Genomic DNA, 26,516 nt, shown 5'->3' with positions numbered 1-26,516 from the left:
CCCGAATCGGGGCGGTTGGGTGTGGCTGGTGGCGGGGGCTAGATAACGCCGACGAGGGACGAGCCGAACCGCTGGACGATGGCGTCGAGGCGCGGGGCGGTGTTGTCCAGGGTGAGCTGGATCGTCCTGGTGGCGTGGTCGTACGAGGTCTCGATGATGGTGCGCGGAGGGTCGTCGGGACGGTCGAGGACTTCGAGGCGGTCGCCCGCCCGGATCGCCCACGGCGGGTGCTCGTTGCCGTTGTCGTCGGTGACCATGCCGGTCGCGGTGGCGGTGCCGGTGCGGCTGGCGCGGGACTGGTCGATCAGCCACGCGCGGCCGATCGCGGCTGCGGCAGCGGTCGACGTGGGGTCGGAGAGCTGGAAGTCCTTGATCCGTGGCGTGTTGTTGGCGACGGCCGGGTTTCCGGGGTTGGTGTCGGCCAGGCTGGGGTCGGTGAACTCGACGGCGGTGCCGGGCGGTCCGACGGTGTGGCGCAGGCCGTCCAGTCCGGTGAACGAGACGACGACCCCGGTGTAGATGTTGGTGCTCTTGTCGCCCTCGGGCGAGAGGTGGAACCGCTCGCCGATCCGCATCCGCCACGTCGTCGCTCGGGCGCCGACCGGGTGGAAGTGGAACGTGCGGTCCTCCCAGACGGCGTACTCCCACTGGTGGTAGCCGTTGACGGCGTTGACGATGTCGGCGCCGTTGGAGGGCTGGTCGAAGACCAGGTGCGGGATCGGGAAGTCGGTCGGCCGGATCGTGCCGGCGGCGCCGGTGGTGAACCGCAGTCCGGGCGCGGCCTGCGGGAGTGCCCAGGCGAGGATGTCGCTGGCGAGGTAGCCGGTGATCGGGGACCCGTCTGGGTAGAGGCCGGCGCCGGTGCGTTCGGGAAGGCCGTGCGGTCCGTGGACGGCCAGGTTGTAGACGTAGAAGCCGTACTCGCCGCTGTCGTTGGACCCTGCGGGGGCCGTGGGGTAGTAGGACGCGAACTCCCAGTACCGCCGCGGCTTGGTGCCGACGAGCGACGTGGACGTCCCGTTGGCCAGCGTGTTGAGGTCGGTCCGGATGTCGTAGCCGGACGACAGGATCGCGGTGTCGCCGGCGGCGGCGTAGAAGACGAACGGGTCGCCGACGGCGACCGCGGCGTTCAGGCGCGCCAGCTTGAACGTGACCTTCGCGGCCGACATGCCGGGGCCGGCGTCGTAAGCGACCATCACGTAGCAGCGGCCGGCGTTGGTCGTCCACGGGTAGCCGGGACACGTGACTGCCAGCATCGGGCCCAGGGAGGCGTGCCAGCCGGTCTGGCCGTCAAGGGCCTTGTAGGAGGCCATGACCGCCTGGCGGCGCTCGATCGCCGGCTGCGTCCACCGCTCGAGGGTGCGATCGACGATGGTGCCGGTGAACGACTTGGAGTCGTCGAGGATCGCGCAGTGGCCAATCGCCTGCGGGGCGGCGGCGCCGCCGCCTTCCGAGGTGCGGGCCATCGAGTCCAGACGCCCCTGCCACGCGACGGTGCGGCCCGGACCGACGGTGCCGGGGCCGGTCAGGGTGATCTCGTCGAAGGGGCCCTCTCGGTCCTTGCGGGAGAGCTTGCGCACCAGGCGCCCGCCGGCGGACTTGAAGCCGCCGGGCATAGAGGTGGTGAGGGTGAGCCCGCCGGGGACCATCCCCTCGTCGATCTCGTCGCGGCTCCAGCGGGTCGACGAGCCGTCGGGGTGGACGATCGAGGCCTGGAGGCGTGTCGGGTCGCCGCTCATGCTGTGGCTCCCGCGACAACGACGCCGCCGAACTGGCGAGCCGCCCAGGAGATGACGGTCGTAGCCACCGCGTCAGCGAGCGCATCGTCAGGGCGCGGTGGGACGGTGCTGTTCGGCCAGCGCCTCGTGATCGTGAGGTCGTCGCCGTCTGCGATCGCCTGATGCTCGGCGACGAGGAGGCCCGAGACCTCGTCGGGGACCGGGCCGGGGATGCGCAAGACCACCTCGGCGCTGCCGTCCGCGCTGATCGCGAACCGGTCGACGGAGTGGTCGATCACGCGTCGCCGTCCGGGACCTGGAGGTACCGCGGCGTCGCGAACACCTTGCCCGTGAACAGGTCGTCCGGCGAGGAGTCCAGGAGCGTGCGCATGTCGTCGCGGCTGGTGCCCATCACCACCCGCGCGAGGCGGCCATCTCGGCCCGATGGCGGAAGCGTCGGCCAGTCAGCGGCGGCGATCAGGTCCTTGGTCCCGCTCGTCGCTCCCTGCCGGTAGGCCCTTCCGGTCGCCACGCTCGCGGTGCGTGAGGGGTACAGGGCGCGGTCGCCGGGCTGGACCTGCTCCACGGCGAAGTTGGAGTAGGTGCCGGCGATGTGGGTCATGCTGGCGCCGTAGGCGCCGAAGTCGACGAGGCCGGCGACGAACGTCGTGGCGGGCGGTGCGGCGATCGCGACCGCTGGGGCCGCGATGCGGCGGCCGGTAGCGTCGCTCATCTCGGCTGTCGCGATCCCGACCGTGGGGTCGTAGGAGAGCGTCATCCGGTGGGCCTGGTAGCTGACGGTGGGGCCGAGGCGGATGCTGACGATGTCGTTGGCGCCGGCCCCGATCGTTCGACGGATCGTGAGCCGCATCCCGGTCGTCTGGTCCAGCGGGCTGGGGAACTCGAGCCACGCTCCGACGACCCAGACGTTCGCCGTTGTGTTGGCCAGGTTGCGCATCTTCTTCCAGCCGTCGTCGCTGGCGAGGAAGGCGCCGTAGATCGGGCCGCCCACGGGGTTGACGGCTTCCGCGTAGCCGGCGGTCACCTGCACGCGCCTGGCGGAGGACGATCCGACGGGGATGCCGGCCATCCGCCCTGCCCCGCTGGTGGGTGTCGTTCGCGTCGCGCCGGTGGTGCCGCGGGCGAAGTCGGGATCGCCGGTGCCGGAGTGCGTGGTCCAGGACCCGCCGATGGCGGCGGCCGATCCGCCGAGAACGCCGGAGCCGGTCATGGAGTCGGCGGCGATCGTGCCGCCTATCTCTCGCGGCGCGGCGTACGCGGAGCCGGCACAGTCGGCCGGGACGAACAGCAGCAGGTCGAGGTGCGTGTCGGACCCGTAGGGCGTGACCCGCTCGATGACGCCGTCGAGGCCGTCGCTTCCGGGCGGGATCGTGACCGTGCCGAGGTCGGCCAGCTCCCACCAGTCGGTCATCGGCGCCGACTGCCACCACGGGTTCTCGGCCAGGGAGACCGCGTCGCGTCCGGCAGTCCACCGGAGCCGCAGTTGCAGGGTCGTGGTCGACGCGCACGAGACGCGGGCCAGGACGCGGTAGCTGCCCGTCAGGCCGATCGGTGCCCCGGCGGCCGTGTGGAGATAGAGGCAGGGCTGCCAGAGCCCGGCCGGCACGCCGCTCGGGACCGCGCTCATCCGCACGATCTGCGGCGAAAGCGACCCGACCTGGGTCGTGATGGTGCCCGGCGTCTGGAGTGTGGACGCGGCGACCTGCACGCCTGTGGCCTTGGACGTCGCGTCGGGTTGATCGATCGCCCAGAGCAGCGACGACTGGGCCACCGACGCGCCGGAGTACTCCAGGCGCGCGAGGGCCGGCACGTCGCCCGGGACGTCGAGGTCGGCGACGGTCAGGAACCGCTGGCCGGCGGTGCGGGTGCCGGTGCCGATCTGCCGCTCGGTTCCGCGCAGGAGCGGCCGACACGTCAGCTTCAGCTCGACGGTTGCCGCCTTCGCGGCGTAGTAGGTCAGGTCGAACGTCGGACCGGGCGTCGTGGCCGTCTCGACGTCGAACCAGAGCGGCTGCCGGCCGCTACGGGACCAGCGCACGGTGCCCTTCTCGCGCTGGAGCTTCGCCACCCGCTCGAGCAACGGGCTCAGCGCGTCGTCGAGCGCCACGTCGGTCGTGGCGACGACGGCCACGGTCAGGGACAGCTCTCGGTTCTGCCAGCCGTCCTCGTCGAGGATCGAGCCTTCGTAGGCGTCGGCGGTCACCAGTCGCCGTTCGGGCGGCGGTGCCGACCAGGTGGTGACCTGGTAGGTGCCGACGTCCGTGGACAGCGCGAGGGCGCCGGGTGTGCCGTGGTCGATCGTGAACGTCTCGATCATCAGGACCGCCACTTGACGCCGGGGATGAACGAGGTGCCGAGCCCGGCCAAGGACGTCGTCCCGACGCCGACGTTGGCGAACGCGGCCAGGGCGGCGGGCAGCGCGCTGGCCTGGGTCTGGATGGCGTGCAGCAACTTCGCTTCTTGGTCCAGCTTCTGCTTGTCCAGGTCCATCCGTGCCTGCTCGCTGTCGCGCAGCTCCTGGGTGTTGGCCTCTACGGCGTCCTGGAGCCCCTTGAGTTGGGTGGCCAGGTCGAGCTGGGCCGCGGTGTCCTTGCGGGCGATGGCCTTGTCCAGCTCCTCCCGGGTCGCAGCGCTGCGGCGACGGAGAACGTCGGCGTCGTCTGCGGGGTCCGCCGTCAACGCGGCGAGGGCGGCCTCCAGGTCATAGCCCGACAGGCGCTCGGCAGCTTGGGCTCGCGGAAGCTCCCGCGCTGCGGTCGCGCGGTCGACGAGCGCCTGGTCGCGACGCTCGTCCAGCTCGGCGAGGGCCTGGCGTGCCTCGTCGGCCTTCGCGGCGAGCGACCGCAGTGCCTCTGGCGACTTCGTCGAGCGCATCAGGCGCTTTGCGTCCTCGCGCGCCTTGACCAGCGACGCGCGGCTCTTGCCGTAGCCGGCCAGGAAGTCAGCGGCGGAGCTGGCCGTCACGCCGAGACCGCCAACGGACGATTCGTCCAAGCCCTCCAGTTGGAGGTGCAGCATCCGCTTGGCCTTCGCCTTGTCGAGGCCGGCCAGGAATCCGCCCTCGCCCATCACGGACTGGAGGCGCTGCTGGAGGCGGCCGCCGATCTCAGCCTCGATCACCGAGACCGCCGCCTGCAGCCGGGCGACGGTGCGCTTGTCGCCGCCGCGGCGGATGTCCTTCAGCAGGTCGCCGCGCAGCTTCTCGATTCGGGCCTCGGACGCGAGGCCGATCGCGTCGTCGAGCGCCTTGAGCTGGTCAGGCCCCGCGCCCTTGCGGACCGCCGCCAGCGGAGAGCGCAGCGACACCGGCGGCATCCGATCCGGGGCGGTCAACTGGACGCGGCCGAACCCGGGAGCGGTCAGCCACGACCCCCCGCCCGCTACGCGACCACCGGTCGCGTAGCGGCCGACGATGCCGCCGCCGCGGATGCCCTTCACCGACGGGTAGCGGTAGCGCTTGGCGGCACGGTCGTCGAACTGGTCGCGGCGGACCCACTGCGACCCGAGCTTGTGCGTGACGTAGCTGGCGTACTTGAGGTAGGTGTCCTGCTTGCGGTCGGAGACCGACCACGGCAGCCCGAGCCGCGCGAAGACGGTCGGGGCGACCTGGCGCGTGAATGCCTGGGCGCCGCCCTCGCTGTACACCTCGCCCGGCGAGTTGATGACCGCCGGCGCCTGGAAGTAGTGGGCCCACTCGTGGATCGCGGTCTCGCCCATCGTCTGGGCGCCACGCCGCCGCGGGTTCGCGAGGTCGGCCAGGGTCCACGTCGGCCAGACCAGCGTCCGGCCCTTCCTCGACCCGCCCGGGCTGTAGGCCATCCCGACGAACAGGTCTGCCTCGGAGCCCTTCTTCGGGAACAGGTTCGGCGGCATCTTCGCCCCGGCTCCCGGATAGAACTCGCGCGACGCCTCCCACAGCGCCTGGAGAGCGTTCGTCGCGCCGTTGCGCACCTGCCCGCCCCTCGCGAATCCGACGACCCCGCCCTGGCGATGCCCGGTCGCGGAGAAGTGGTAGCGATCGCCAGGGCCGTACCACTTGAGCGGGTTGCCGTTCCGGGTCAGCCACGCCCGTAGCGGCGCCTGGCTGTCGGCGATGTCGACCGCTCCCCGGGGGTACTTCGAGCCCTCGTGGTTCGACGTGCCGGGCTTCGCCGCAGGCCGCACGCCGGAGTCGTAGATCCGCTTCTGCTCCGCGTAGCTCCGCCACCCCGAGCTGACGCGGAACGACACGCCAGCGTCCCGCGCACGCAGGAGGATCTTCGCGATCCAGTTGGCGACCGGCTTGCCGTCGATGGTGGTCGTCCCGGCACCAGCCGCAGCGGCGGCACGACGGGCCGCTGCCGACCCGCCCGTGACGCCGGGCATGTTGACCGTGACGTCCTTGGTGTATTCCTGCGATGCCAGCGCCTCGCTGATCTGCGGCAGCGCCGGGTTGCCGTACCGCCGAGCGGAGGACAGCGAGCCGAAGGTGGAGACGGCGTCGATGCCGGCGGAGAACGCGTCGGGCAGGAGGCCACCGCGCGTCCGCGAGCGGCCGTACTTCAGCGCCTCCTTGTAGGTGACGCTCGTGCCGGACGAGCCGCCGCCGTAGCCCTTCGATCCGGCCTTGGTCGGCGTGTCGATCGAGACCGGGCGGCGGCCCCACGCAAGCTGGTGCTTGCGCGAGATCATGTCCAGGAAGTCGATCCGGTTGCCCTTGATCGCCCCGCCCGTGTCCTCGGCGCTGAACTTGCCGCGGTAGTTGAACGGGTTCGGCCAGATCCCGAGCTTGGAGTGCAGCGGGATCACCGATGGGTCGACCGCGACGATGTACGGGCCCGGCTTCCCGGTCGGGCCCTTCGCGAGCTTGACGCCGGTCGCGGTGATCCCCGACCCGTTCATGCTGTTCCACGGCGGCCCGTAGGCCGTCGAGACGAACCCGCCCCGCGAGAAGTGCGGCACCTGGTTGTTGACGTCGACCGGGATGCCCAACGACCGCTTGATCTGGGAGTCCTCGGTCCAGACCTTCGCGCCGGCCGGGAGCATCATCGGCACGTTGTCCGCCGCCACCCGCGGGCCCGGCACGATCATCGACCGGCCGCCGTACTCGATCTCCTCGCCCGACGACACCATCGCCGGCACGAGGCCGCCGGTCGCGTAGCGGCGGATCAGGCCCCCGCGGCGCTTCTTGTTGGCGTCGAACAGGCCGGTGCTGAAGTCGGTGATCCCGCCGACCGCGGACCCTGCGGCTTCGGCCAGCTTCGCCGAGGCGCCAGCGTCGCGCCACGCCCGCTCGACCCGCCGCGCGGCGGTCTCGCCGTCCAGCAGCTTGGCGTTGAGCTTGTCGACCGCATCGCGAAGCTTGTTGACGTCCGTTGCGCCGCTGCCAGCGCGGCGGGCCGCGCTGGCGGTCCGCCGCGCCCAGGACTCCGCGTCCTTCTCCGACCCACCCATCTGTGAGCCGAGCGCGCGCAGGACGGTCCGGTACTCCTGCCGGACGCGTGGAAGCGACCTCTTCGCCGCCTTGTAGAGCTTGGTGGAAGGATCGTCGTTCTCGATGATTGCGCCCAGCCGGTCGAGCTGGTCGCGGAGGGCGGCAGCGGCGCCAGGAAGGGACCTGACGACGACGCGAGGCAGGCCGCTGAACTGGTCCGACACGCGCCCCACGAAGACGTTGGCGTCGCGGACGATCTTCTCGAAGTTGATGCCCCGGTCGACCTGGCGGGAGGTGTCCGCCACGGTCTTGCCGACCATGGGAGTGAGGCCGTCGAACTCCCGCCCGAGTGCCTTGACCAGCCGGCGCACGCTCCCCTTCGGGAGGTTGCCGCCCTTCTCCATCTCGCGGGCGAAGCGGATCATCGAGTCCGCGCCCTTCTGTTGTGCCTCGCGCGGCGCGTCGGCAAGGAGCGCCCGGAAGTCCTGGAACGTCCAGGACGCCTTCCCGGGCTTCCCCTTGGAGCTGGCGAGCCCCGACCGGAACGCGGCCAGCGCCTGCTCCCCGGCGCGCTTGAAGTTGTTGGAGTCGCCCTTCAGCAGGGCGTCCAGATCGAGCTGGGCGGCCTGGGCGCGGCGGCGGGCTTCGCGCTGGAGGTCGGCGCCGCGGTTGGCCTCGGACTGCGTGTCGCCGGTGCGGATGAGCTGGGAGCCGCGGCGGTACTCCGCGACGGCCTGGCGGCCCGCATTCAGTCGTGCTGTCGCGTCGGCAGCCAGCCGCGCATCGTTGGGCCGCAGCCCGGTGGCGAGCGCTGCGTCCGTGTCGCCCGCGACCCGGCGCGCGAAGTCTGCGGCGGCCTTCTTCGCCCGTTCGGCGTCGGCACCCTTGAACGCCTTCACCAGCGCCGTGACCCCGGCACCAGCGAGCGCACCCGCGGCGGCTCCCAGCGGACCGCCAGCGGAACCGAGAGCCGCGCCGGATAGGGCACCCTGGACGGGGTCGCCGTCGGACAGCAGGCCGCCGCCGAGACCGCCCAGCGCGGCGCCGCCAGCGAGGCCGCGCCGGTTCGCGGAGAGCTTCGACAGCGTCGACTCGCGGAGCCGCTGAACCCGCGCGTTGAACGACCGCTGACGGGCCAGTTCCTGGTCGGCAAGTCGCTGCGCCGCTGCCTGCTGGCGGCGGAACAGGACCGCGTCCGTCCGGGCGGCGCCGGAGAGGTCCGCCGCACTGGCCGCGGGCATCAGGAACGGGTTGCGTGCCGACCCGGGCCGGCCAGCGGTCGCGGTGCGGGTCGCCGCGACCTGGGTGGTGGCCAGCGCGGCCTGAGCCTTGCGGGCGTCCGCGGGGACGCTGCGGAGCTCGTTGCGGAGCTTGCCGACCGCACCGGAGGCGCCGACCAGGCCGAGCGGGCCCTGCAACCGGGACGCGACGAGCGACAGCGCGCCGAGCTGGATCGCGGTCTCCTTGACCGGGCCGGGCAGCTTGGCGAAGAAGTCGACGGCGTCGCCCACGATCGCGACCGCCGGCTTCATCGTGTCGATGAAGTCCTTGGTGACGTTGACGCCGGAGCGGAACGTCGCGACGAACTCGCTCTTGAACGCCGGGTCCGCCGCGAGCTTGGTCAGCTTGTCGGCGAACCGGGCAATGTCGGGCGCGAACTCGTCGCCGAGGCTGATGCCCAACTCCTGGGCGGCGGCCTTCAGCTTCCGCATCGAGCCCTCGAACCCGGCGTTCTTCTTCGCCGCGGTCTCCGCCGCCGAACCCTGGCGGGTGAGCTGCTTCATCAGCTCGTCGGACTCCTTGCCGGAGACGCGCATCATCGCGGCGAACGTCCGGAACCCGTCGGTGCCGGCGATCGTCTGGAGGACCGCGGTGCGCTGCTGCTGGTTCAGGCCACCAAGACGCTTGCGCAGCATCTCGCTGATGTCGGCGGCGTCCTTGACCTTGCCGTTGCCCTTGAAGAAGGACAGGTGGTAGTCCTCCATCGCGGCCGCGGCCTTCTTGGTCGGGTTCGCGATCTGGAGGAACGCCGACTTGAGCGACGTTCCGGCGTCGCTGCCCTTGATGCCGATCCGGGCCAGCTCGGTCAGGATCAGCGTGGTGTTCTTGAAGTCGAGGCCGACGAGCTTCGCCGCCGCGCCTCCCTGCTCGAGCGCCTGAGCGAAATGACCGACGTCGGCGGTCGTGAGGTTCGCCGCGTTCGCGAACGCGTCGGCGACGCGGCCGGTGTCCTGCGCGCGCAGGCCGAACGTCTGCATCGCGTTCGCCGCGGCAGACGCGGCCTCCGCGGCGCCGAGACTGCCGGCCTGCGCGAGTGCGAGGGTCCCCTTCAGGGCGGGGCCGACCTGGCCGACGCTGAGACCGGCCTTGGCCAGCTCACCCATGGCCTGCGTCGCCGAGGTCGCGCCGACACCTGTCTGGAGTCCGGTGGTGCGGGCGATCTCGCCCATCTTCTGGAGCTGCGCCGCGCTGGCGCCCGAGACCGCGCCGACCTCACGCAGCGCGGTGTCGTACTGCGCGAAGGTGCTAATCAGCTTGTCGGCGCCGCTGATGAGCGCACCGCCCGCGAGCGCGGTCGCCAGCACCTGCTGCGCCCGGCGGGCGGACGTGCCGAGCCGGTCCAGTCCGCGATCCGCGCGGCCGAGCGCCGCCTCGAACCGCGAGACGTCGCCAACGATGGTGACCTTGACTTCGCGAGCCATCAGGATTCGTCAGAGGAGGGGGAGGAGGGGTCGCCGGCGCCGCGGCGCTCGGCGATCTGGCGCGCGCACGCCTCGACCTCGATCGGGGTCATGCGCGGCAGGTGCCAGGGGTGCAGGCCGAACAGGGCGGCCCAGTCGGGCGTCCAGAGCCGGCGGGCGTCGACTACTCCGCGGAGGAGGGCTTCGAGGCGGACCGCTTCGCGGGGGACGCCTTCGTCGCGGAGGGCGAGAAAGGGTCCTTCTCCTCACCGTCGCCCAGGCCGAAGTCGATCGAGAGGTCCCGGGCCGGCAGGCTCAGGACGTCGTCGGGCGACAGGTTGGGACGCACGCGCTTGGCGGCGAGGTAGGCGATGACGTAGGCGCCGATCTCGTCGTTGAGGAGCTGCCCGAACTCGAACTGGTCGACGCCCAGGATGCGCTTGGCTTCGATGCGCTCCAGGCCGGTCAGCGACCCGAAGTCGAGTTCGTAGGTCTCGTTCTTGATCGTCGCTCGCACGACGAATGTGGTGGACACGGCGGTCCCTCCCGGTAGGGGGTTGGTGGTGCGCCCGGAGAGGTGGTCGCAGGGCGGGAGGTCCGGGCTCCTCCCGCCCCACGTGGGGCGCCCCGCGGGTGCTCAGCCGAGGCCGTGCTTGGCGATCAGGCGGTCGACCATCCGGTCGACGTCGCGCCCGATCTGCGGGGCAAGGGTGGTGGCCGCCTGGTTCAGCGGCCGAAGGCGGGGGCGTAGGTAGCGCGCCTCGTTGACGACGCGCGCCTGGCCGTTGGGGCCGGGAGGTGCCGGCACCTGGCGCATCGCGAGCGCTCCGCGACGCCCCGCCGCCGACCGCGGGCCCGAGAGGCCGGCGGCGTATGGCAGGCCGCGGCGCAGCCAGACCTGGGAGCCGCGCTCGATCTGGCCGATGTACTCCAGCGTCGACCGCACCGCGATCCCGCGGTAGGTCGAGGAGACCTTCCACGAGCGGGCCGCGGTGCCGGTCAGCTTCGGCGTGTTGCTCGAGGCGACGTCGCGGACCTTGACCGCGATCCGGCGGCCTTCGCGGTCGAACTCGCGGCCGGTCGCCCGCCCGAGGTCACGCAGCGCGCGGCGGGTCTCGGCCAGCCCTTGGACCTGGACCAGGCCGCGCGCCATGGTCTACAGGGCCGTGTCGGTGGTGACGTACGTGATCGTCGCCGCCGGCGCCGTCCCGGCGACGGCCTCGAACTGGCCCGTCATCGTGACGAGGTCCGGGCCGGCGACCACCGGGGTCGCGTCGTCGATCACGACGAACTTCGGGATCTCGACGTTGATCTGGGGCTTGATGCCCGTCTCGATCTCGGTCAGCGCCGTGTTGGTCAGCGTCAGCTTGCGGCGGGTGGAGTCGCGGAACGCGTCGACCTGGGTCCAGCCGTTGGAGAACTCGAACTCGAAGTTGCCGGTGACCGTGATCTGGTCGTTGGTGATCGGCGTCAGCGCCGTCCCGGAACCGTTGAGGCAGAAACGATCGGTGGCCTTCGGGAACGTGAACGTGATCGAGATGGAGCGGACGCACGACCCGATCGCCGCGTCGTCGAACTGGAGGACCGAGCCGCGGAACCCGAACGCCTCAGCGCCGGCCGGGTAGACCGCGGTGACCAGCGGCTCCTCGGTCAGCATGTCGGCGCCCCAGACGTTCGCCGTCATCTGGAGCGCGCCGCCGCGCTCCATCGACAGCGTCAGGGAGCTGATGACGCAGCCGATCACGCTCTTGGCCTGCGTCACCCCGTCGGTGCCGGGGACCCCGACCTGGAGCGTCGCGGACTTGCCGTCGGGCGCGGACGTGCCGATCGGGAAGGTCCACGTCTTGGCGGTGCCCGCCCCGGTCGGGGTCGGCGTCAGGCCGTTGAGGAGGGTGAAGATCTTCCCGAGGCCCTTGGAGAGGGGGATGGGGACGATGTCGCCCTCGACGTGGCGGGTCGTGTCGAGGTGGAGTCCGTCCTGCTGGACCAGAACGTCGGGGCGGAGCCCCTTCAGCTTGACCTTGTCCTTCTTCTCCTTCAGCGTCTCGTTGAGGAGGGTGAGGCAGGAGGAGGGGGCCTGGTAGGTGCCCGGGGCCGTCTCGAGCGCGATTCCGAGCTGCGCGCCGAGACCACTAGCGAGAGCCATGGTGGTGTGGTTCCTTGGTGGTGTGGTGTCGCGCTGCGGCCCGGAACGCCGCGCTCGAACGGGTGAGGCGGGCTACTTGCCCGTCGTCTTCGGCTCCGGGGTGTGGTCCGGAGCGGGGTCGGGATCGGCCGTGACGGGACCGATCTTCCAGTCCTTGCCGTGCAGGCCGTCCGCGAGGGCGGCGTCGATCTTTGTCGGCTTGCCGCGGACGATCGCCTCGGGGTGGCCGGCGACCTCCACGAAGTCGTGAGAGCCGGTGTAGGTGACGGTCTTGGTCTTCGGGTTAGCCATGGTCAGAGTCCTGGGATCGAGGGGAGCTGGCGGACAGCGACGGTGAGGTCGCAGTGGACCTCCCAGCCGCTGGGCTCGGCGACGTCGTCGGTGTCGGTCTCGACGACGTAGGCGTCGGTGCAGGTGTCGAACAGCGTCTGGTTGCGGCCGATCGCGTCCCACTCGATGCGGTGGACGAGGTCGTCGACACGCTCGGATGCCGCCGCGTGCGCGACGTCGTGGGACGGGGCCTCGCGGTACGCGGCGACCTTGACGTGGAACCGGAGGTGCTGCTCCCGGCCCCACGGCTGGCCACCGAGCGCGCGCGGCTCGAACGTTGCGGAGTGCTTGCGCTCGATCCAGACCGCCTCGAAAGGCGGCTGGTCGCCAGCGGGCGGGCCGTCGAAGACACGGCAGTCGTCGATCGTCTCCGTGATCGCGCGAACGAGCGCTGCGCGGATCTCGCGTGGGGTGCTCATGCGATGGTGGGAACGCGGTAGCGGCGGGCGGCCGCCTCGACCTCGGGGATCGAGAACTTGGTGCGGCCGACGCCGGCGGTCAGCATGCGGGCGGGCATGTCGCCGAGCAGCGCGACGCCGCGGTCGTCCCACGGGCCGGCGACCGCGATCGAGGAGGCGAGGATCGCGACAGCGCGGGTCACGTCGGCGGGGGGCCGGTCCATGCCGTAGCGGACCGTGATCTCCCACGTGGCAGGCTGGTAGGCGGGAGGCAGCCCGTAGATGACCCCGGTGTCAGGGTCGACGCTCACGCCGGTGAGGTCAGCGATCGGGACGCCATCGCGGGAGATCGCGACGATCGTGGTGGGCCGTGGCACCCGCACCTTCGGGTAGCGCGCCGACACTAGGTCGGTCGCCTGGCGCGGACTGAACGTCTCGTTGGTGGCCACCTCGAACTGGGACGTCGCGACCGAGATCGCGTACAGCATCAGCCGGCCGGCCGGGTAGATCCGGGACTCGCTGGCCGGCAGCGCCTCGATGTCGGAGATCGTGCAGACCGGGACTGTGGTGACGTCCACGACGTCCTCGGCGGTCATCGCGTCGCCGTCGTCAGACCACGACCAGACCACGGTCACCTGGCCGAGCGACGAGAGCATCGCCGCCGGGACTCGTGCGCCGAACAGGCCGGGTTCGGCCAGTGACCGCACCGTCGCCGTGGCGGCGGGGGCGCCGTTCAGGGAGACGGTGGCGGTCGGTGCCGGGGACGGGTCGACGGCGGCGCCGTCGATGTCGCGGAACGACCGGACGACCTCGAACGGCTGTCCGGCGGCGGCGAGCATCAGGCGTCGGCGGTCTCGGTCCCGCGGCGGCCCTTGCCACCGGCGGCGCGGACGAGTTCGGCCTGGCCGTCGGCGATCATCTTCTCGGCCTGCTCGCCGGTGACCTCGAAGACGTGGCCGGCGTCGCGGACCTGGTTGTCCACGATCGCGCCAGCGGTCAGCTTCACCTTGGGCATGCGTGCGCTCCAGAGGGAGAGTGGGTGGATGGAAGGGGGCCGGTCGTCGCCCCGCCGCGAAGCGAGGCGACGACCATGGGAACTACGCCTGGACGAGCACCTTCAGGGCGTTCTGGTCGGTGACCTTGGAGTCCGTGCGCAGCTTGCCGCGCCAGGCCAGCTGGTCGTTGTCGGCGTACCGCTGGTCCAGGTACTTGATCGTGACGCCGAGGACGTCGCGGATCGTGAACCCGAGGGCCGGGTTCCCGAACAGGACCGACCGGCTGCCGGCACCCATCTGCGGGGCGAACTGGCTCGTGATCGTCGGAACGCCGATGATCCGCGGCGGCTCGCCCGCCTGGACCGAGGGCTCCCACAGCGGACGGCCGGTGGTGTCCTTGATCTTGCGCAGGGCCGCGACGGTGAGGTCGTGCATCATGAACACGGCCCCGTCGCGGTACTGCTCGGCGACCGAGTGGTACAGGTCGATGAGCTGGTCGTACCCGACCGCCGGAGCGGCGGCGACGCCGACCGCGGAGCCGACGAAGATGCCCTGCGGCTGGTTGGTGCCAGTGCCGATCGTGTACAGCTTGTCGGCCTTGATCCCGAGCCGGAACCCGAGACGCCGGCCTACGAATGCCGGCACGTCGAACAGGGCGTCCTGGACCATCTCCTCGGAGCCCTTGACGATCTGCGGGACCTTGTAGGCCCGCAGGATGACCTCGTCGAACTCCTCGGCGTCGTCGGGGATCGTGGTCTGCTCGGCGACGATGCCCGGCTCAGCGGCGTCGGCCGAGACGAACGGGATGTGGAGGTCGCCGCCGGTGGCGGTCGTCAGCACCTCGGAAAGGCCGCGGAGCTTGGCGGCCTGCTGAAGCGGCTCGCGCAGGGAGCCCCACTCCTCCGGGACGGCGTAGCCGCCCTCGCCGTCGGTGCCGACGTTCAGCGTCGAGCGCTGCTCGTCGTCCAGCTCGCGGCCGCACGCGAACGCGGTCAGCGCGTCGCGGTACTCATCGGTGTTGAGCGCGGCGCGAAGGGTCTCGTCCTCCGCCTTGGCCTGCTCGCGGGTCAGCTTCGCGGCGTCGGCGGCATCGTTGCGCGCCTGCTCGTCCAGCTTCGCCACGCGGTTGCGGGCCGAGATCTCGGCGTCGAGCCGGTCGAGGCGCTCGCCGCGCTGGTTGTAGCTCGCCAGATCCTCGGCCGAGAAGCCCTCACCGGCCTCCTCGGCCGCGCGGACCTGGTCCTTCAGCTCGCCGTGCAGGCGAGCGCGCTCCTCCAGCAGATCGGAGGTGCGGGTGGTCGACAGGGTCGACGACATGGGTTGCCTCCCTAACGGGGGTAGTTCAGGCGCCGTGCCGCCAGTTGGCGGCGGGCGATGGCAAGCCGTCGAATCGCTGCGGCCGACTCCTCGTCGGCCACCCCATCGTTGGCGTCGTCCGCGTCGGCGATCGAGCGGTCCGCCGTGCCCGAGTCGGCGGCATCCGGGGCCTCGCGCCCCTCGCCGCCGGCAAGCTGCTCGGCGTCCTCGTCTTCGCGGGTGGTGTCGGACCGCAGTCCGGCAGTGCTGGCCTCGTAGGCCGGGAAGGTCACGATCGAGATCTCCGGCAGATGGGAGATCTCGGTCACGTCGCGGCGCTCGCGCCCGTCGCTCTCCGTGGTCCAGGTAGCGCCTCCGGCGGCCACCTGGAACCGGAACGACATCTGGTCCAGGTCGCCCCGCTCCAGCAGGACGGCGACATCGCGCGCGAGCTGGGTGTCGGGGAACTCGGCCTCCCAGGAGAGGCCGCGAGCGATCTCCTCGATCTCCAGCGTTCCGGGCACCGTCCGGCCGAGCGGCAGGCCGTCGTGGTTGACGAGGAGCCGTGTGTCGGGGCGGGTCCGGAGCAGCTTGCGCAGCGAGCCGCGCTTGATGACCTCGTACCAGCCGCCCATGTCGACGGACGGCGAGTCGAAGACGATCGCCAGGCCGCCGGCGCGCACGACGCCGTTCTCGACGGTGGCACGGACCTCCGCGAGGTCGACGGTCCGGAACTCCGGCACCAGCAGCCGTTCGCGGGAGCGCATCTCCGCGGCGGTGGCCGGGAGGTCGCGCAGGTCGAAGTGGGTCATCCCTTGGGCTCCGTGACGCTGACTTCGCCGCCCGGCTTGACCGGAGGCAGTACGTCGCCGCCCTCGATCGGAGGCAGGCCCTCCAGCAGGCGGCGCTCGTTGGCGGTGGTGATCCCGGATTGCCGAAACAGCACGTGGTTCTGCGCGCGTGTCGTCGGATCGGCGTCCGAGAGCGCGTCGAGGTTGAACGCCGGGAAGGTGCGCCCCGGCTTGGCCACAGCGGAGCGCCACGGCACCTCCGGGTCCCAGGCGATCGCGCGACAGATCCGGCTCAGGACCGGCGCAATGGAGTACTGCGCGAGCCACTGGAGGTCCATCGAGGCCGACGTGTAATGCAGCGTCCCGCCGGTGTCGGCCAGCAACACCCCTGCCGGCAGGCGCAGCATCATCGCCATCTCCTGACGCGAGAACTGTCGCTGCTCGAGGAACTGCGCATCGGCCGCCGAGAGCGAGACCTGCTGCCAGGTGACCCCGCCCTCCAGCAGCACCGTCTTGCCGCCCTTGCGGTAGCCGGCGTTCGCGGCGTTCCAGCGCTTCGACAGGCGCTCGATCGCCTCGTCGGACAGCTCCTCGGGAGCGGTCAGAACCCCGGACGGACGGACGCCCTGGTCCAGGACCGACTGCTGGTACTCGGCCTCGCTGCGGGAGCGACGCAGCAGGTCACGCTGGACCTCGATCGGCGACCAAGGGCGCAGCCCGCCCTGGTTGGTGCCGCGGATGTGGAGGATGTCCCGCGTCGTGCCGGCGATGTCGCCCTGCGAGTCGCGGTCCTCGCTGACGAGGTAGCGCAGCTCGCCGTCGCGGTTGCGGAACGGCTGCACCCGCTGGGGCGCAACCGGGACGTAGCCGTTGAACCGGCCGTCCGGGGTGCGCAGCCTCCACAGGTAGGCGCTGCCGCGCATCTTGATCGACGCGGCACAGAACTCGATGACCTCGCCCGTGTTCTGCTCGGGGTTGATCTCCTCGCCGAAGATCGTCGCCAGGCGCGACGTCCGGTCACGCGTGATCTCGCCCGATGGCGACTCGTGGCGGATCTCCATCGGCACCATGGCGCACGTCTCAGCGATCAGCGACACGCCCGCGTAGAACGCCGTCACGGCCAGCGCCGCCTCGTCGGAGAACCCGAACCGGCCCGACGGGGAAGCGCCCAGGAGGGCCGGGTCGTTGCCGTCGCCGATGACCCGGCCGCGTTCCTCGTGCCGCGGCGCGAGCGCGCGGAGGATCGTCACGAGCTGCCGCCCTTCGACGACGTCTCCGCCAGCATCAGCGCGCCGAGCGCAACGCACTCCGCGCCCCCGACCAAGACGCCTGCCGGGGCGTAGAGGAGGAACGCCCCGTACGCGAGCGCGAGAGATCCGACGACGAGCAGCAGCGCGCCGATGCCGTTCCAGATGGTGAGGGTCATGAAGAGGGGGTCAGTCGTCGTCGTCACCGAGGACGACGAGGTCGCGGCGCTCGTACACCGAGCGGCGTCCGCCCTTGGTGGCGGCGTGGAACGCGACCGTGGCGGCGACGATGGGGGAGATGTCGACGGCGGAGGACTTGCGCGACCAGACCGGGGTGTCGCCGGCGGATCGCAGCCGGGCGCCGAGGGCGGCGGCCTGGAGTTCGCCATGGCCGGTGTGCACGACCTTGGTCTCCTGCGCGGCGTCGAGGAACCGGCCGCAGGCGTCGCCGTACTCGGCGGCGTCGATCTCCTCGTAGGGGACCGACGCCTCCTCCAGATCGGGGATCAGCGAGGCCGCAGGAGACCGCGCGACGATCAGGAGCTTCCCGGCCCGATGCTTCTTCAGCAGCTCGCCGGCTCGCTCCACGACCCACGATGTCTGGGGGCGGCGCTCGATCAGCTCGACGTGCGGCTTGCCGGCCTTGTTGTAGCCGGCGGCCACCAGTGACGAGTGGCGACGGTTCGGCCGGACGTCGAGCGCGATCCGGACGGGGTTGCACAGCTTGGACTTCGGGTCCTCGCACGCCTCCCAATCGTCCTTGGAGATCGCGTCGTCGCCGTCGTCGTCCGGGTCGGGCCAGTCGCCGATCGACAGCCGCTCGACCGCGAACGTGCGGGATGCCATCGCTCGACGCTCGCGCTCGATCGACTCCGGCTTGATCCGGATGCCGAGACCCGGGTTCGCGTACGCCCACAGCTCGGGGTCAGCCGCCTGCTTGGCGGTGACCTCGTCCGGCCCGTCGAATCCGGGGGGCGAGAACTCGATGAAGAGGAGGCCCGGGTCGTCGCCGCGAAGGCCGCGGTCACGGACGCGGGCGAAGACCTTGCCGTGCTCGTGGACTTGCTGGTCGACGGCTGAGCCGGTGTACCAGACCTGGGTGTTCGGCCTGGCCGACAGCGTCGGCATCAGCGAGCCGATCGTGACCTCCGGCAGGATCATGGCCTCGTCCAGGACGAGGCAGTCGCCGGTGAACCCGCGGCCGCCGCCCTTCGTCCGCGCCCGGAACCGGATGCGAGCGCCGTCCTTCAGGACGATCCGCTCCTTGCCGTTCGTGCGCACGACGCGCTTGACCTTCTGGTCGAGGTCCGGTGTGGACTCGATCCAGACGAGCAGGCGCTCCATCGCCTCCAACGCCGTGTCGAACAGGTGCGCCGAGTGGACGATGTCCTTCTCGCCCAGGAGGTACAGGCCGGCCAGCTCGCGGCCCTCCAGAGCGCCGCCCTTGCCGTTCTGTCGCGCGACGACCGCGCCGACCTCCTGCGCTGCCCACGTGCCGTCGGCCTTCTCGCCGAGCGAGTGGCCGAGCAGGAGCTGCTGCCACGGATCGAGGTTCAGGCCAGCCAACGCGGCCAGCTCGATTGCCTCCTGGCCGGCCGACGACGTGTAGGCCGGGACCGAGCAGATCCTAGGTTCCTGATGCCCCAGCAAGACGCTGGGCGCGACGCTCGGCGAGCTGGTCAAGGCCACTCTTCTTCGGGGTCTCGACCTCGGCCTTGACGCCGAGATCCCTCGACGCCCGCGGCCCGAGACCGAGCTGGGTCTCCAGCTCGCGCATCTCCCGCGACAGGCCGGTGATCCCGGTCGCCGCAGCGGCGAGCTGTCGGATCGCGAACCGCACCCGGGAGATGGCCTCCGGGACGGCGCCGGCCAGCAGGTCCGGCAGCAGGTCAAGGTCGTCCGCCAGCTCCAGCAGCGCCGCCACGTCCTCCAGCCGCGCACGACGGGCCGCGGTGTAGAGCGCGCCTCCGTCCCACGTCTTGGCCGCCGGCGTCGACCACGCCCACGCCCACCACGCCGCGCCAGCCTCAGCGAGGTCGTACGGACACTCCGGGACGCCGGTCACCAGACCCTCGACGTCCGAGGCCCGCGACTCTCCGCCCGCTGACGGGCGTGGGTCATCGTCGCTCGGTTGCACGCCGCGTGCTCGGGCCCCGAGTACCGCGACGGGTCGTCGTCGTCGTGACCGAGGTCCCACGGCGTGCCCGGCTCGATCAGCTCGCCGCACCGCGCACACAGCACCGAGCCAGCAGCGACCGCAGCGGCGAACGACCGGCGCAGGCGCCGGTGGGCAGGTCCGTACCGGCGGGAGTGGTCAGCAGAGCGGGCCATCGGGGGGCGTTCCGGTGTCGAAATCGCTCGGGGGGAGAAACGTCGATGCCGGGGTGGCATCGGGGCCCGATTCCTAAAAGGTCGGACCCTGCAAGCTTGCGAGCCAGCGCTTCGCGGCGAGGCGACCAGCGTCGGTGACGCCGCCTGGATTCAGGTCGATCCAGTCGTGCATCCAGAGCTGGTAGAGGACCGTCCGGTCGTGGGCGCGGTCCCGTGGCGTCGGGTCGCACGGGAACGGTTCGACGGCGGCCTCTGCGGTGTAGAGCGTGAGGCGGCCGGACAGGATGCCGCAGAGGATGAGGCCCTGCGCGTTGTTCGGATGCTGGTCGGGGCGGAGTGTGCCGCCGCAGCTCTCGGCGTACTCGACGAGAGCTGCCCGGGTCGCACTGCGTTCGTCGGTCTCGGTCACGGCTCGCTCCTGGTGCACTGTGGGGCTGTCGGTGGCGTTGAGCGCTGCTCGCCCGTGAGCCACAGGCGGTCGATCTCGGCAGCGACCGCGTCGGCGAGTGCTCGCTCCGTCAGCGTCCACTGCTGACGTTCAGCCTCGGCTGCGGCGATCAGCTCGGCGTCGTTGGCGTAGCCGGCCTCGTGGCCGATGCCGGTGTCGAGCATCGGGACGGTGATGATCCGCAGGGAGACGTTCGGGGTGGAGGCCATCGCTATGCGTCAGTGGCGCTGACGACGGACCTGGCGGCCGAGCGCGCGACCGAGACGAACTCGCAAGCGATCTTGGCCTCTCGGATCTCGACCCGGCGCACGGTTCGCTCCTTGCCTTCTCGGGTCGTCCGGGCCGCGCACCTGGCGGCCTTCGGGTTTTCCCAGGTGACGTCGGCCTTGAACCAGTAGAGCGTCATCGCCAGCTCTCCGGTGGCGGAGGAGGAGCGACCTCGCGGCTGTGCTCCTGGATCTGGCTGATGGTCTGCCGGGTCCGCATGTCGACGGCCTCGACGTACCGGATTGCGGCGATGCGCCCGGGGGGCGTGATGCCGTACGGGGAGATCCAGTCGTGGAGGAAGAGCTGCCAGAGGAGGACGCGGTCGCGGTCCGGGTCCCGGTCCTCGAGGACGGCGGTCTTCGACTCGATGCTCACGTCCTCCATGCCGACGACGGGACGTCGTTCTGTCGGCGCCGCGAGCACGAGGCGACCGGAGGCGAGGCCGCAGAGGACGCGCCCCTGGTCGTTGTATGGGACGGCCGTCGGGTGGAGGTCGTACGCGCCGCGTAGGGACTTGTAGTCCTGGAGGGCGGTCACGAGGTCGACCGCGGGCTTGCCGTCGGTCGCCTCGCCGGCGTCGGTCGTGGCCATGGTCAGTAGATGAGGCCGCGCCCCGAGGGCGTCGTACCGGTCGGGGTGGGGCGGGTCGTGCGCTGGCGCCGGAACAGCCAGCCGCGGACGTGGTCGAGCCAGGTCATGACGACTTCTCGACCCGGGACGTGTCGCCGACGACGTCCACGCGGATGGTGCTGGGGGCCGGCTGGTCCTTGCGGTCAGCCAGGCGGGCGATCGCGACCACGCAGCCCTCTGCGGTGTTGTTCAGGAGCGCGGCCCACTGGCGGCACTCCTGAGCCTCCTGCTCGCGCTCCGGCAGCATGCTCTCCAGCAGTCTGCCTGGGAAGCTTGTCAGCGCTTGGAACGTCCGGGCTGCGCAGCAGTCGTCGCTGCTGGCGCAGGCGGCGTTGTCGGATGTGGACATCGTTCTCTCCCGGTAGAGAGGGGTGGAGGGGTCCCGCGGTCTGTCCGCGGGAAGTGGTCGGCGTCGAGGTCGGCGGGTGCTGCCCGCGCTCTGCCTCGGGCCATCCGTCGTCGCGGATGGGTCGGCCCGTCGGTTCGGGCTTGACGCCGAGTGGCAGGGCCGGGGGTCGAACCCGGGTCTCCGGCTTATGGGGCCGGCGGCCGTTCCTCTGGCCCACCCTGCTCAGGTGGTGCGCGCCTCCGGCCGGCAGGGGTCGATGACCGGCCGGAGGCTGCGCTGTGGAGCGAGAACACCTGCCCGGTGTCGTCGTCCGAGGGGGCCGGCGAATCCCGAGGGATCGTCGGCAGCAACAGGCCCGCCTAGTTGAACGCCGGTGGAGAACACCGGCGGGCCCGGTCGTCAGGGAGGCCCGGCGGGAGAAGGAGCGCAGGGTGTCCCGAACGTGGGGGAGACCCTGTCTGGTCTAGGGCGTACTAGGAGTACACCCCGGGGGGCGCCGGGGATATGGGCCGGCCATCCAGAGGGGTCTCAGCGGCCGGGTCCAGACGCATCCGGGGCCGCTGTTCGAGCAACCATGACAGGTCCGCCGGACGCTACCGGGCGGACCTGCAAGGTGAGGGGCTGCTACCAGCCGGTGGGGGCGGGCGGGTGGCCCTTCTCGGGGAACAGCTTGGCGGTGAAGTCCTCGCCGAACTTGCGGTCACCCTTGACGGCGATCCGGTCGATCGCGTCCTCGAAGTGGCCGCGGACGGCCGAGTCGCGGAACGCCGGCCAGGACGGGATGCTCAGCACGATCTCGCGCTGCTCGGCGGTGAGGTCGTTGTGGGCGGCGTACCAGAGCCAGTCGAACAGGGCGTTGGTCTGGAGGAGCCGCCGGACCTCGGAGTCGGGCAACTGGCGGTAGCCGATCGCGCCGGCCTGGCGGTCCCACGGGATGGTGGAGGCGGTGTTGAGGCCGGGCGGCAGCGGGATCTCGGCGGCGCTGACGACGGCCGCGACCTTGCGGACCTCACTCGGGGCGTAGCTGGCTTCGCCCTCGCCGGGCGCCCGGGTGAGTGTCGGGGCGGTCTTGAGGGCGGCCACCTTGCCGAGCGGGGTAGCGGGGTCGGCGTTGCCGTTCGGCTCGGACTGGGCGGAGTTCGACATCAAGAGGATCAGGGCGACGGCCACTGCGGCGACGACCGCGAGGGCGGCCCCGAGGCGACGGCCGTTGATGTGGGCGGTCACAGGAGGGCCTTTCCGCGCGGCGTGATCGTGTTCGGGCCGAGGTTCCGGGCGCGCATGTGGACGTAGACGCCAGAGGGGCCGAAGTAGCCCGGGTGCGCGGTGGTGAAGTGCTTGGACGTCGTCGAATGCGCGGGGATGTTGTCCGTGTTCTCGAAGATCAGGTAGTTGGACGGCCAGTTGTAGCTGATGCGGGTCGAGTGGCCGTTGCCGGAGGTCCACTTGCCGCGGCGGACGCTGTGGGGCTCGTCGGTCAGGGCGTCGGTGAGGAACGCCGGCAGGTCGGCCGAGTACGGCAGGAGGGTGACGGGGCCGTAGTACCACTCAACGGCTGATGCGCGGTCGGCAGCGAGAGCGGATACGCCCAGGGAGACGGTGACGGCGGCGGCCAGCAGGCTGCTGGTGGCGCGCCGCGGCATCCGGGAAAGCGACAGGGCCACTTCCGGTCCTTTCGGTGCTTAGGGACAGGTGACGGGGCGCCGCCCGCTCGTAACGCGCAAGCGAGCGACTACGCGCCACGCTATTGCACACGCGCCTGATTGTCGAGAGCGTCTGGACGCCGCTCAGGTCGAGAGGGGGCAGCGGCTTGTCGCTCACATGCTCATCGTTCCACGCCGAGCTGGCGCTCTAGGTCGGCGATCCGCTCGGCCTGGCGGCGCTCCAGCTCGCGTCGCTCCGCGCCGACCTTGAACGTGGGCAGGAGCGCGAGCGGGACGAGGGGCCAGATCACGCCGACGAGCAGTCCGACCAGCAGGCCGCCGATCCACTGGTCGTTGCTTGGTGGCGGCGGGGTCTTCGGCGTGATGGCCGGGTAGCGCACGCGGTCCCTCGCGTGCTCCGTGTTGCGCCACGCGTAGGCGAGGTGGCCGGCGGTCGCACGGGTGAAGCCCGCGCCGACCGCGGTGTAGGCGACCGCCAGCAGGACGATGACGAGGGTGCTCATGTGTCCTCCTGGCGGTTGGCGAGCAACTTCCGCAGCATCTCGTTCCCTTCCTCGTATGACCACACCCGCTCCGTCTCGCGGAGCCGGTTGCGGACGTCGGTCTTGCCGTATCCCGTGACGCGGTACAGCCACGGTCCGGAGGACGTGCGCCGTTCCAGCCACGGGCACTCGACCTCGCACATCTGGCGTAGGAGCGGCGAGAGCTGCTGGGCCGTGCGGCGGAAGCCGAGCAGCGCAAGGCGGGCCGCTATCTCGTCGGCCGTGATCCACCCGGAGTGGCCTGAGGACGGGAGCGCCGAGAGGGTCAGGGCAAGCTCTGAGGGGCGATCAGCGGCCACTGCCCACCACCTTCATCGTCATGGGCTCGTCCGAGTTGACCGCCAGCGCCGCCGTCCGAAGCGCGTCGGCGAGCTCCAGGGCGTTGGCGCGCGAGAGCGTGATCGACGCCGTTGTAGGCCCGTAGCGCTCGGCGAACTCGACGCCGACGAGCAGGAACCACATCGAGGCGCCGACCAGGCAGACGATGCTGTCGGCAGCGACCGAGAGGACGGCGAGAGCCACCGCGACGAGCAGCCGGAGGGCGACGACGAGCATCAGGAAGCCTCGTCGCGGAAGTCGCGGACGGTCGGGAAGGCTCCGCCGCCCTCGTGGCGGCAGACGCCGGCGTGGCCGCGGGGATCGGAGTGGCCTTGCGGACCCTGACCGGGGGCCGCTGCCCCGACTGCTGGATCATCCTCGAGGTCCGCGAACAGCGTGCTGCTGTCGCGGTAACGCGCCGCGTCGTCGGGCGACGTCGGCCACCATCCGGCAGCCGCCTCTAGGTGGAGCAGGATGACCCGCTCGGCCGGCGTCACCTGGGAGCGGCACTCGTGCTCCCACCCGTCCATCCAGGCAGCGGAGAACCGCGCCTCAGAGAGGTGGCTCATGTACGTCACGAGCGCGTGGCGGGCGACCAAGGTCGCCCGATCGGGCGACAGGTGGGCCATGCTCCACGAGTCGCCTAGGGCCTCGCTGATGCGCCCCAGCGTCGCTAGCGGGATCGGCAGATGCACGTCTATGGTCGACTGCTCCGCCGCGCTGGTGAGTCGCAGGATTCCGGCCGTTGTCTCGTCGAGTGCCATCAGCACGCCTCCTTCTCGTTGCGGTTCGCGAGCTTGCGCTCGATGGACTCGATCCTGCGCTCGATCACGCGCCGGTCCGTCCGGGCGTCCAGGCCCGGAATCCGGTCAAGGCGGGCAAGCGAGGCCCGTAGGGATGCGAGGGCTAGCTCGGCGTCGGCGATCTGCTGTTCGCGCTTCGCCTGGGCGTTGCTCGTCGCCCACCGGGGGACGTGGTCGATCATCGCCTCCGGCTCGCCCTGTGCTGCCAGCGCGAGCTGGGACGTGTAGTTGCGGGCGGGATCGCGGTGCAGCAACGTGCCCGCGGCGGTCGGGTCCGGCTCGATCGTCACCACCCAGCACGTCCGGCCGGCGTAGTAGCGATCGAACCGCGCCAGCAGTTCGGCGTCGTCGTCGGGCGCATCGGAGCCGAGCCAGTGCCTCGCGAACGACGCGCGTCCGCCGCGGCGGTGGCCGAGCCGGTCGAGGTCGTCGGGCTGGAGATCGCCGACCTGGCGGACCGTCACGTCGGTGACGGCGACGCGGCAGATCGCGTCCTTGCCGGCGGGGACGACGGTGTAGCTGCGGCCCGGCCGATAGGGATACTCGAGCGGGCGACCGGCAGCGGGCTGGCGCAGACGTGCCCGGTGCTGGCGGACGGTGCCCTTGGCCATGCGGTGGGCGATCTCGGGCGTGGTGTGGATCGAGGCGGTCAACGGTTCCCCTCTTCGTCGGGCAGGCGTCGCAGCGCGTCGACCGCGGTCTGGTGGGCGACGTCGGCGGCGTTCATCGCGCCGGTGTGGCGGTACGTCGCCGACCGGCGGTCTGTCACGTCGCGGATGCGCTGCAACGCCCAGCGGCAGACGTCGACCGGATCAGGGGAGGTGGCGGTCATGCGGTGGCCTCCAGGTCGATGCGGTGGGCCTCGCGCCAGAGGTCCAGCAGGACCCGCTTGCCGACCACGCGCAGGGCGTGGCTGTGCTTGTGCGCGTCGGTGGTCTCGCGGTCTGCCCAGCGTTCCCGCTCCGCGTCGTACACGGCTCGGTAAGGGCTGGAGCGCTGCTTCATGCAGCTCTCGGCGATCAGCCGGGTCCGGACCTTCGCCGTGGGGGAGTAGGCGATGCGGGCGCCGCGCTGGCGGCGCGAGCGAGCCGGGTCGCCGTGGCCGCAGTACTGCCACAGCTTCGCCGGGTTCGGGCGACCAGCCGTCGGCCATCCGATCGCGGCCAGCAGCCGGGCCGCCTGCCTCTCACCGACACCCACGGTGACGGCCACCCAGCCGGCGAGCGGGTGGGTGCGCATCGCCCGGCGGAGGTCCAGGGCGGCCTGGTGCTCCAGCGCGGCGAGGTGGTCCAGCAGCGCGGCGAGGCGGACGGCCGGAGCCGTACCGGCCATGCCCTTGTCAGTCACTAGGGCGCGGAGGCGGTTCGCTGTTGCGATCCGCTGCGCCTCCAGGTCGTCGAGGTGGTCGGCCAGCACGAGCAGCAGGGCGTCGTGCTGGCCGTTCCGCGGGGCGCGGTCGGCCTGGGCGTCGGTTTCAGAATGGCCCTGCGGAAGGTGGTTCCCGCCAGCGGGGGCTGTATGGGTATCGCATCGTAGGAGGCTGGCGGGAAGATCGGGGGCGAGGGCGCTCACGATGCGACCTCCAGGCGGGCTTCATGGGCCAGCGCCGCACGTACGCCGGACTCGCCAAGCTCGGCGACGGTCGCGACGTTGCGCCGCCGCATCTCAGCGACGATCGCCGAGAGATCCTGGGCAGTTCGCAGCGCGTCACGGCCTGCGTTCACGAGGTCGGACATCGTGCAGTCGCGCAACGGCAGGTCGCCGCGGCGTGTGGCGATGACGACGTCGAGGAGGCGGCCCGCGCCCTGCAACTCGGCGGCCTGCGTCCAGCGCGCCGAGACAGGCGCGGAAGGGGCGTCCGCGCTTCGTGCCGGCGACCGCCTTCGCGAGCGCTCCGCCTTCGGAACGGCCGCCGGTGTGGAATCCACGGTTTCCAGCGTGGCCGCGGCGAGGGCGGGGCGAAGGATCGCCAACGCCTGCTCGACCTCATCGGTGCAGCCGGCGCAGCCCTCCACCTCGCAGCGGTCGCCAGCGAGGATCGCCGACGCCTCGAACACCGCCTCGGCGAACGCGTAGTGGCGCGGATCGTGCTCCGCTGTCTCGTTCTTCTCCGTCATCGTGTCCCCGG

Annotated in this window: 32 protein-coding genes and 1 tRNA gene; all 33 read right to left on the bottom strand. The window is 71.4% G+C overall.

From position 1 onward, the window contains the following. Nucleotides 1-38: 38 nt before the first annotated feature. Entirely contained in the window at nt 39-1,739 is a 1,701-nt protein-coding gene (locus SH587_RS19820; protein ID WP_320672388.1) for a hypothetical protein, read from the bottom strand. Next, nucleotides 1,736-2,017, bottom strand: coding sequence for a hypothetical protein (locus SH587_RS19815; protein ID WP_320672387.1), 282 nt, complete (start codon nt 2,015-2,017; stop codon nt 1,736-1,738). Before SH587_RS19815 ends, SH587_RS19820 begins: the two co-directional genes overlap by 4 nt. Next, nucleotides 2,014-4,056 carry a hypothetical protein gene (locus tag SH587_RS19810; protein ID WP_320672386.1) on the bottom strand — a complete coding sequence of 681 codons (2,043 nt, stop codon included), beginning with the start codon at nt 4,054-4,056 and terminating at the stop codon, nt 2,014-2,016. The genes SH587_RS19815 and SH587_RS19810 overlap by 4 nt, the downstream gene beginning before the upstream one ends. Beyond that, nucleotides 4,056-9,854 carry a phage tail tape measure protein gene (locus tag SH587_RS19805; RefSeq protein WP_320672385.1) on the bottom strand — a complete coding sequence of 1,933 codons (5,799 nt, stop codon included), beginning with the start codon at nt 9,852-9,854 and terminating at the stop codon, nt 4,056-4,058. The genes SH587_RS19810 and SH587_RS19805 overlap by 1 nt, the downstream gene beginning before the upstream one ends. Before the next feature lie 163 nt (nt 9,855-10,017). Further along, complete coding sequence (locus tag SH587_RS19800; RefSeq protein ID WP_320672384.1) at nt 10,018-10,368, bottom strand: hypothetical protein; 351 nt, start codon at nt 10,366-10,368, stop codon at nt 10,018-10,020. Between the two features lie 102 nt (nt 10,369-10,470). Then, complete coding sequence (locus SH587_RS19795) at nt 10,471-10,986, bottom strand: hypothetical protein (protein ID WP_320672383.1); 516 nt, start codon at nt 10,984-10,986, stop codon at nt 10,471-10,473. 3 nt (nt 10,987-10,989) lie between these two features. Next, entirely contained in the window at nt 10,990-11,979 is a 990-nt protein-coding gene (locus tag SH587_RS19790) for a phage tail tube protein (protein WP_320672382.1), read from the bottom strand. A gap of 72 nt (nt 11,980-12,051) precedes the next feature. Then, nucleotides 12,052-12,270, bottom strand: a complete 219-nt coding sequence (locus SH587_RS19785; protein WP_320672381.1) for a hypothetical protein — start codon at nt 12,268-12,270, stop codon at nt 12,052-12,054. A 2-nt stretch (nt 12,271-12,272) separates the two neighbouring features. Further along, entirely contained in the window at nt 12,273-12,728 is a 456-nt protein-coding gene (locus SH587_RS19780) for a hypothetical protein (protein WP_320672380.1), read from the bottom strand. Continuing rightward, nucleotides 12,725-13,546 (bottom strand): hypothetical protein, encoded by an 822-nt coding sequence (locus tag SH587_RS19775; protein ID WP_320672379.1) that lies wholly within the window; start codon nt 13,544-13,546, stop codon nt 12,725-12,727. The genes SH587_RS19780 and SH587_RS19775 overlap by 4 nt, the downstream gene beginning before the upstream one ends. After that, nucleotides 13,546-13,722 carry a hypothetical protein gene (locus SH587_RS19770; protein ID WP_320672378.1) on the bottom strand — a complete coding sequence of 59 codons (177 nt, stop codon included), beginning with the start codon at nt 13,720-13,722 and terminating at the stop codon, nt 13,546-13,548. Before SH587_RS19770 ends, SH587_RS19775 begins: the two co-directional genes overlap by 1 nt. An 82-nt stretch (nt 13,723-13,804) precedes the next feature. Further along, entirely contained in the window at nt 13,805-15,019 is a 1,215-nt protein-coding gene (locus tag SH587_RS19765; protein WP_320672377.1) for a phage major capsid protein, read from the bottom strand. A gap of 11 nt (nt 15,020-15,030) precedes the next feature. Then, nucleotides 15,031-15,810 carry an HK97 family phage prohead protease gene (locus SH587_RS19760; RefSeq protein WP_320672376.1) on the bottom strand — a complete coding sequence of 260 codons (780 nt, stop codon included), beginning with the start codon at nt 15,808-15,810 and terminating at the stop codon, nt 15,031-15,033. After that, a complete protein-coding gene (locus SH587_RS19755) occupies nt 15,807-17,039 on the bottom strand; it encodes a phage portal protein (RefSeq protein ID WP_320672375.1) in 1,233 nt (410 codons plus the stop codon). The genes SH587_RS19760 and SH587_RS19755 overlap by 4 nt, the downstream gene beginning before the upstream one ends. After that, entirely contained in the window at nt 17,036-17,215 is a 180-nt protein-coding gene (locus SH587_RS19750; RefSeq protein WP_320672374.1) for a hypothetical protein, read from the bottom strand. Before SH587_RS19750 ends, SH587_RS19755 begins: the two co-directional genes overlap by 4 nt. Before the next feature lie 10 nt (nt 17,216-17,225). Continuing rightward, nucleotides 17,226-18,602: a terminase large subunit domain-containing protein gene (locus SH587_RS19745; RefSeq protein WP_320672373.1), complete on the bottom strand. Its 1,377-nt coding sequence runs from the start codon at nt 18,600-18,602 to the stop codon at nt 17,226-17,228. 61 nt (nt 18,603-18,663) lie between these two features. Next, nucleotides 18,664-19,101, bottom strand: a complete 438-nt coding sequence (locus tag SH587_RS19740; protein ID WP_320672372.1) for a hypothetical protein — start codon at nt 19,099-19,101, stop codon at nt 18,664-18,666. Between the two features lie 339 nt (nt 19,102-19,440). Further along, on the bottom strand, nt 19,441-19,776 hold the full coding sequence (locus tag SH587_RS19735) for a hypothetical protein (protein WP_320672371.1): 336 nt from the start codon (nt 19,774-19,776) through the stop codon (nt 19,441-19,443). Beyond that, a complete protein-coding gene (locus tag SH587_RS19730; RefSeq protein ID WP_320672370.1) occupies nt 19,773-20,024 on the bottom strand; it encodes a hypothetical protein in 252 nt (83 codons plus the stop codon). Before SH587_RS19730 ends, SH587_RS19735 begins: the two co-directional genes overlap by 4 nt. 2 nt (nt 20,025-20,026) lie before the next feature. Beyond that, nucleotides 20,027-20,221, bottom strand: coding sequence for a hypothetical protein (locus tag SH587_RS19725; protein WP_320672369.1), 195 nt, complete (start codon nt 20,219-20,221; stop codon nt 20,027-20,029). Continuing rightward, nucleotides 20,218-20,673, bottom strand: a complete 456-nt coding sequence (locus SH587_RS19720; RefSeq protein WP_320672368.1) for a hypothetical protein — start codon at nt 20,671-20,673, stop codon at nt 20,218-20,220. Before SH587_RS19720 ends, SH587_RS19725 begins: the two co-directional genes overlap by 4 nt. A 103-nt stretch (nt 20,674-20,776) precedes the next feature. Then, complete coding sequence (locus tag SH587_RS19715; protein ID WP_320672367.1) at nt 20,777-21,061, bottom strand: hypothetical protein; 285 nt, start codon at nt 21,059-21,061, stop codon at nt 20,777-20,779. Nucleotides 21,062-21,212: 151 nt separating this feature from the next. Next, nucleotides 21,213-21,284, bottom strand: a tRNA-Met gene (locus tag SH587_RS19710). A 401-nt stretch (nt 21,285-21,685) separates the two neighbouring features. Beyond that, nucleotides 21,686-22,288 carry a hypothetical protein gene (locus SH587_RS19705; RefSeq protein WP_320672366.1) on the bottom strand — a complete coding sequence of 201 codons (603 nt, stop codon included), beginning with the start codon at nt 22,286-22,288 and terminating at the stop codon, nt 21,686-21,688. Continuing rightward, the gene (locus SH587_RS19700) at nt 22,285-22,725 is read right to left on the bottom strand and encodes a hypothetical protein (RefSeq protein ID WP_320672365.1); all 441 of its coding nucleotides are present in this window, start codon (nt 22,723-22,725) and stop codon (nt 22,285-22,287) included. The genes SH587_RS19705 and SH587_RS19700 overlap by 4 nt, the downstream gene beginning before the upstream one ends. A gap of 161 nt (nt 22,726-22,886) precedes the next feature. Further along, on the bottom strand, nt 22,887-23,228 hold the full coding sequence (locus tag SH587_RS19695) for a hypothetical protein (RefSeq protein ID WP_320672364.1): 342 nt from the start codon (nt 23,226-23,228) through the stop codon (nt 22,887-22,889). Next, nucleotides 23,225-23,566: a hypothetical protein gene (locus tag SH587_RS19690; RefSeq protein ID WP_320672363.1), complete on the bottom strand. Its 342-nt coding sequence runs from the start codon at nt 23,564-23,566 to the stop codon at nt 23,225-23,227. Before SH587_RS19690 ends, SH587_RS19695 begins: the two co-directional genes overlap by 4 nt. Beyond that, a complete protein-coding gene (locus SH587_RS19685; RefSeq protein WP_320672362.1) occupies nt 23,556-23,822 on the bottom strand; it encodes a hypothetical protein in 267 nt (88 codons plus the stop codon). Before SH587_RS19685 ends, SH587_RS19690 begins: the two co-directional genes overlap by 11 nt. Further along, nucleotides 23,822-24,349, bottom strand: coding sequence for a hypothetical protein (locus SH587_RS19680; protein ID WP_320672361.1), 528 nt, complete (start codon nt 24,347-24,349; stop codon nt 23,822-23,824). The genes SH587_RS19685 and SH587_RS19680 overlap by 1 nt, the downstream gene beginning before the upstream one ends. Then, complete coding sequence (locus tag SH587_RS19675) at nt 24,349-25,041, bottom strand: hypothetical protein (RefSeq protein WP_320672360.1); 693 nt, start codon at nt 25,039-25,041, stop codon at nt 24,349-24,351. The genes SH587_RS19680 and SH587_RS19675 overlap by 1 nt, the downstream gene beginning before the upstream one ends. Then, nucleotides 25,038-25,220 carry a hypothetical protein gene (locus SH587_RS19670; RefSeq protein WP_320672359.1) on the bottom strand — a complete coding sequence of 61 codons (183 nt, stop codon included), beginning with the start codon at nt 25,218-25,220 and terminating at the stop codon, nt 25,038-25,040. Before SH587_RS19670 ends, SH587_RS19675 begins: the two co-directional genes overlap by 4 nt. After that, nucleotides 25,217-25,960, bottom strand: a complete 744-nt coding sequence (tas, locus tag SH587_RS19665) for a TIGR-Tas system RNA-guided endonuclease (protein WP_320672358.1) — start codon at nt 25,958-25,960, stop codon at nt 25,217-25,219. The genes SH587_RS19670 and tas overlap by 4 nt, the downstream gene beginning before the upstream one ends. Further along, nucleotides 25,957-26,505 carry a hypothetical protein gene (locus SH587_RS19660; protein WP_320672357.1) on the bottom strand — a complete coding sequence of 183 codons (549 nt, stop codon included), beginning with the start codon at nt 26,503-26,505 and terminating at the stop codon, nt 25,957-25,959. The genes tas and SH587_RS19660 overlap by 4 nt, the downstream gene beginning before the upstream one ends. Nucleotides 26,506-26,516: the final 11 nt, after the last annotated feature.

Source organism: Patulibacter defluvii (genome assembly GCF_034096925.1).
GTDB classification, from domain to species: domain Bacteria; phylum Actinomycetota; class Thermoleophilia; order Solirubrobacterales; family Solirubrobacteraceae; genus Patulibacter; species Patulibacter defluvii.
This window is presented reverse-complemented; position numbering and strand designations above follow the sequence as displayed.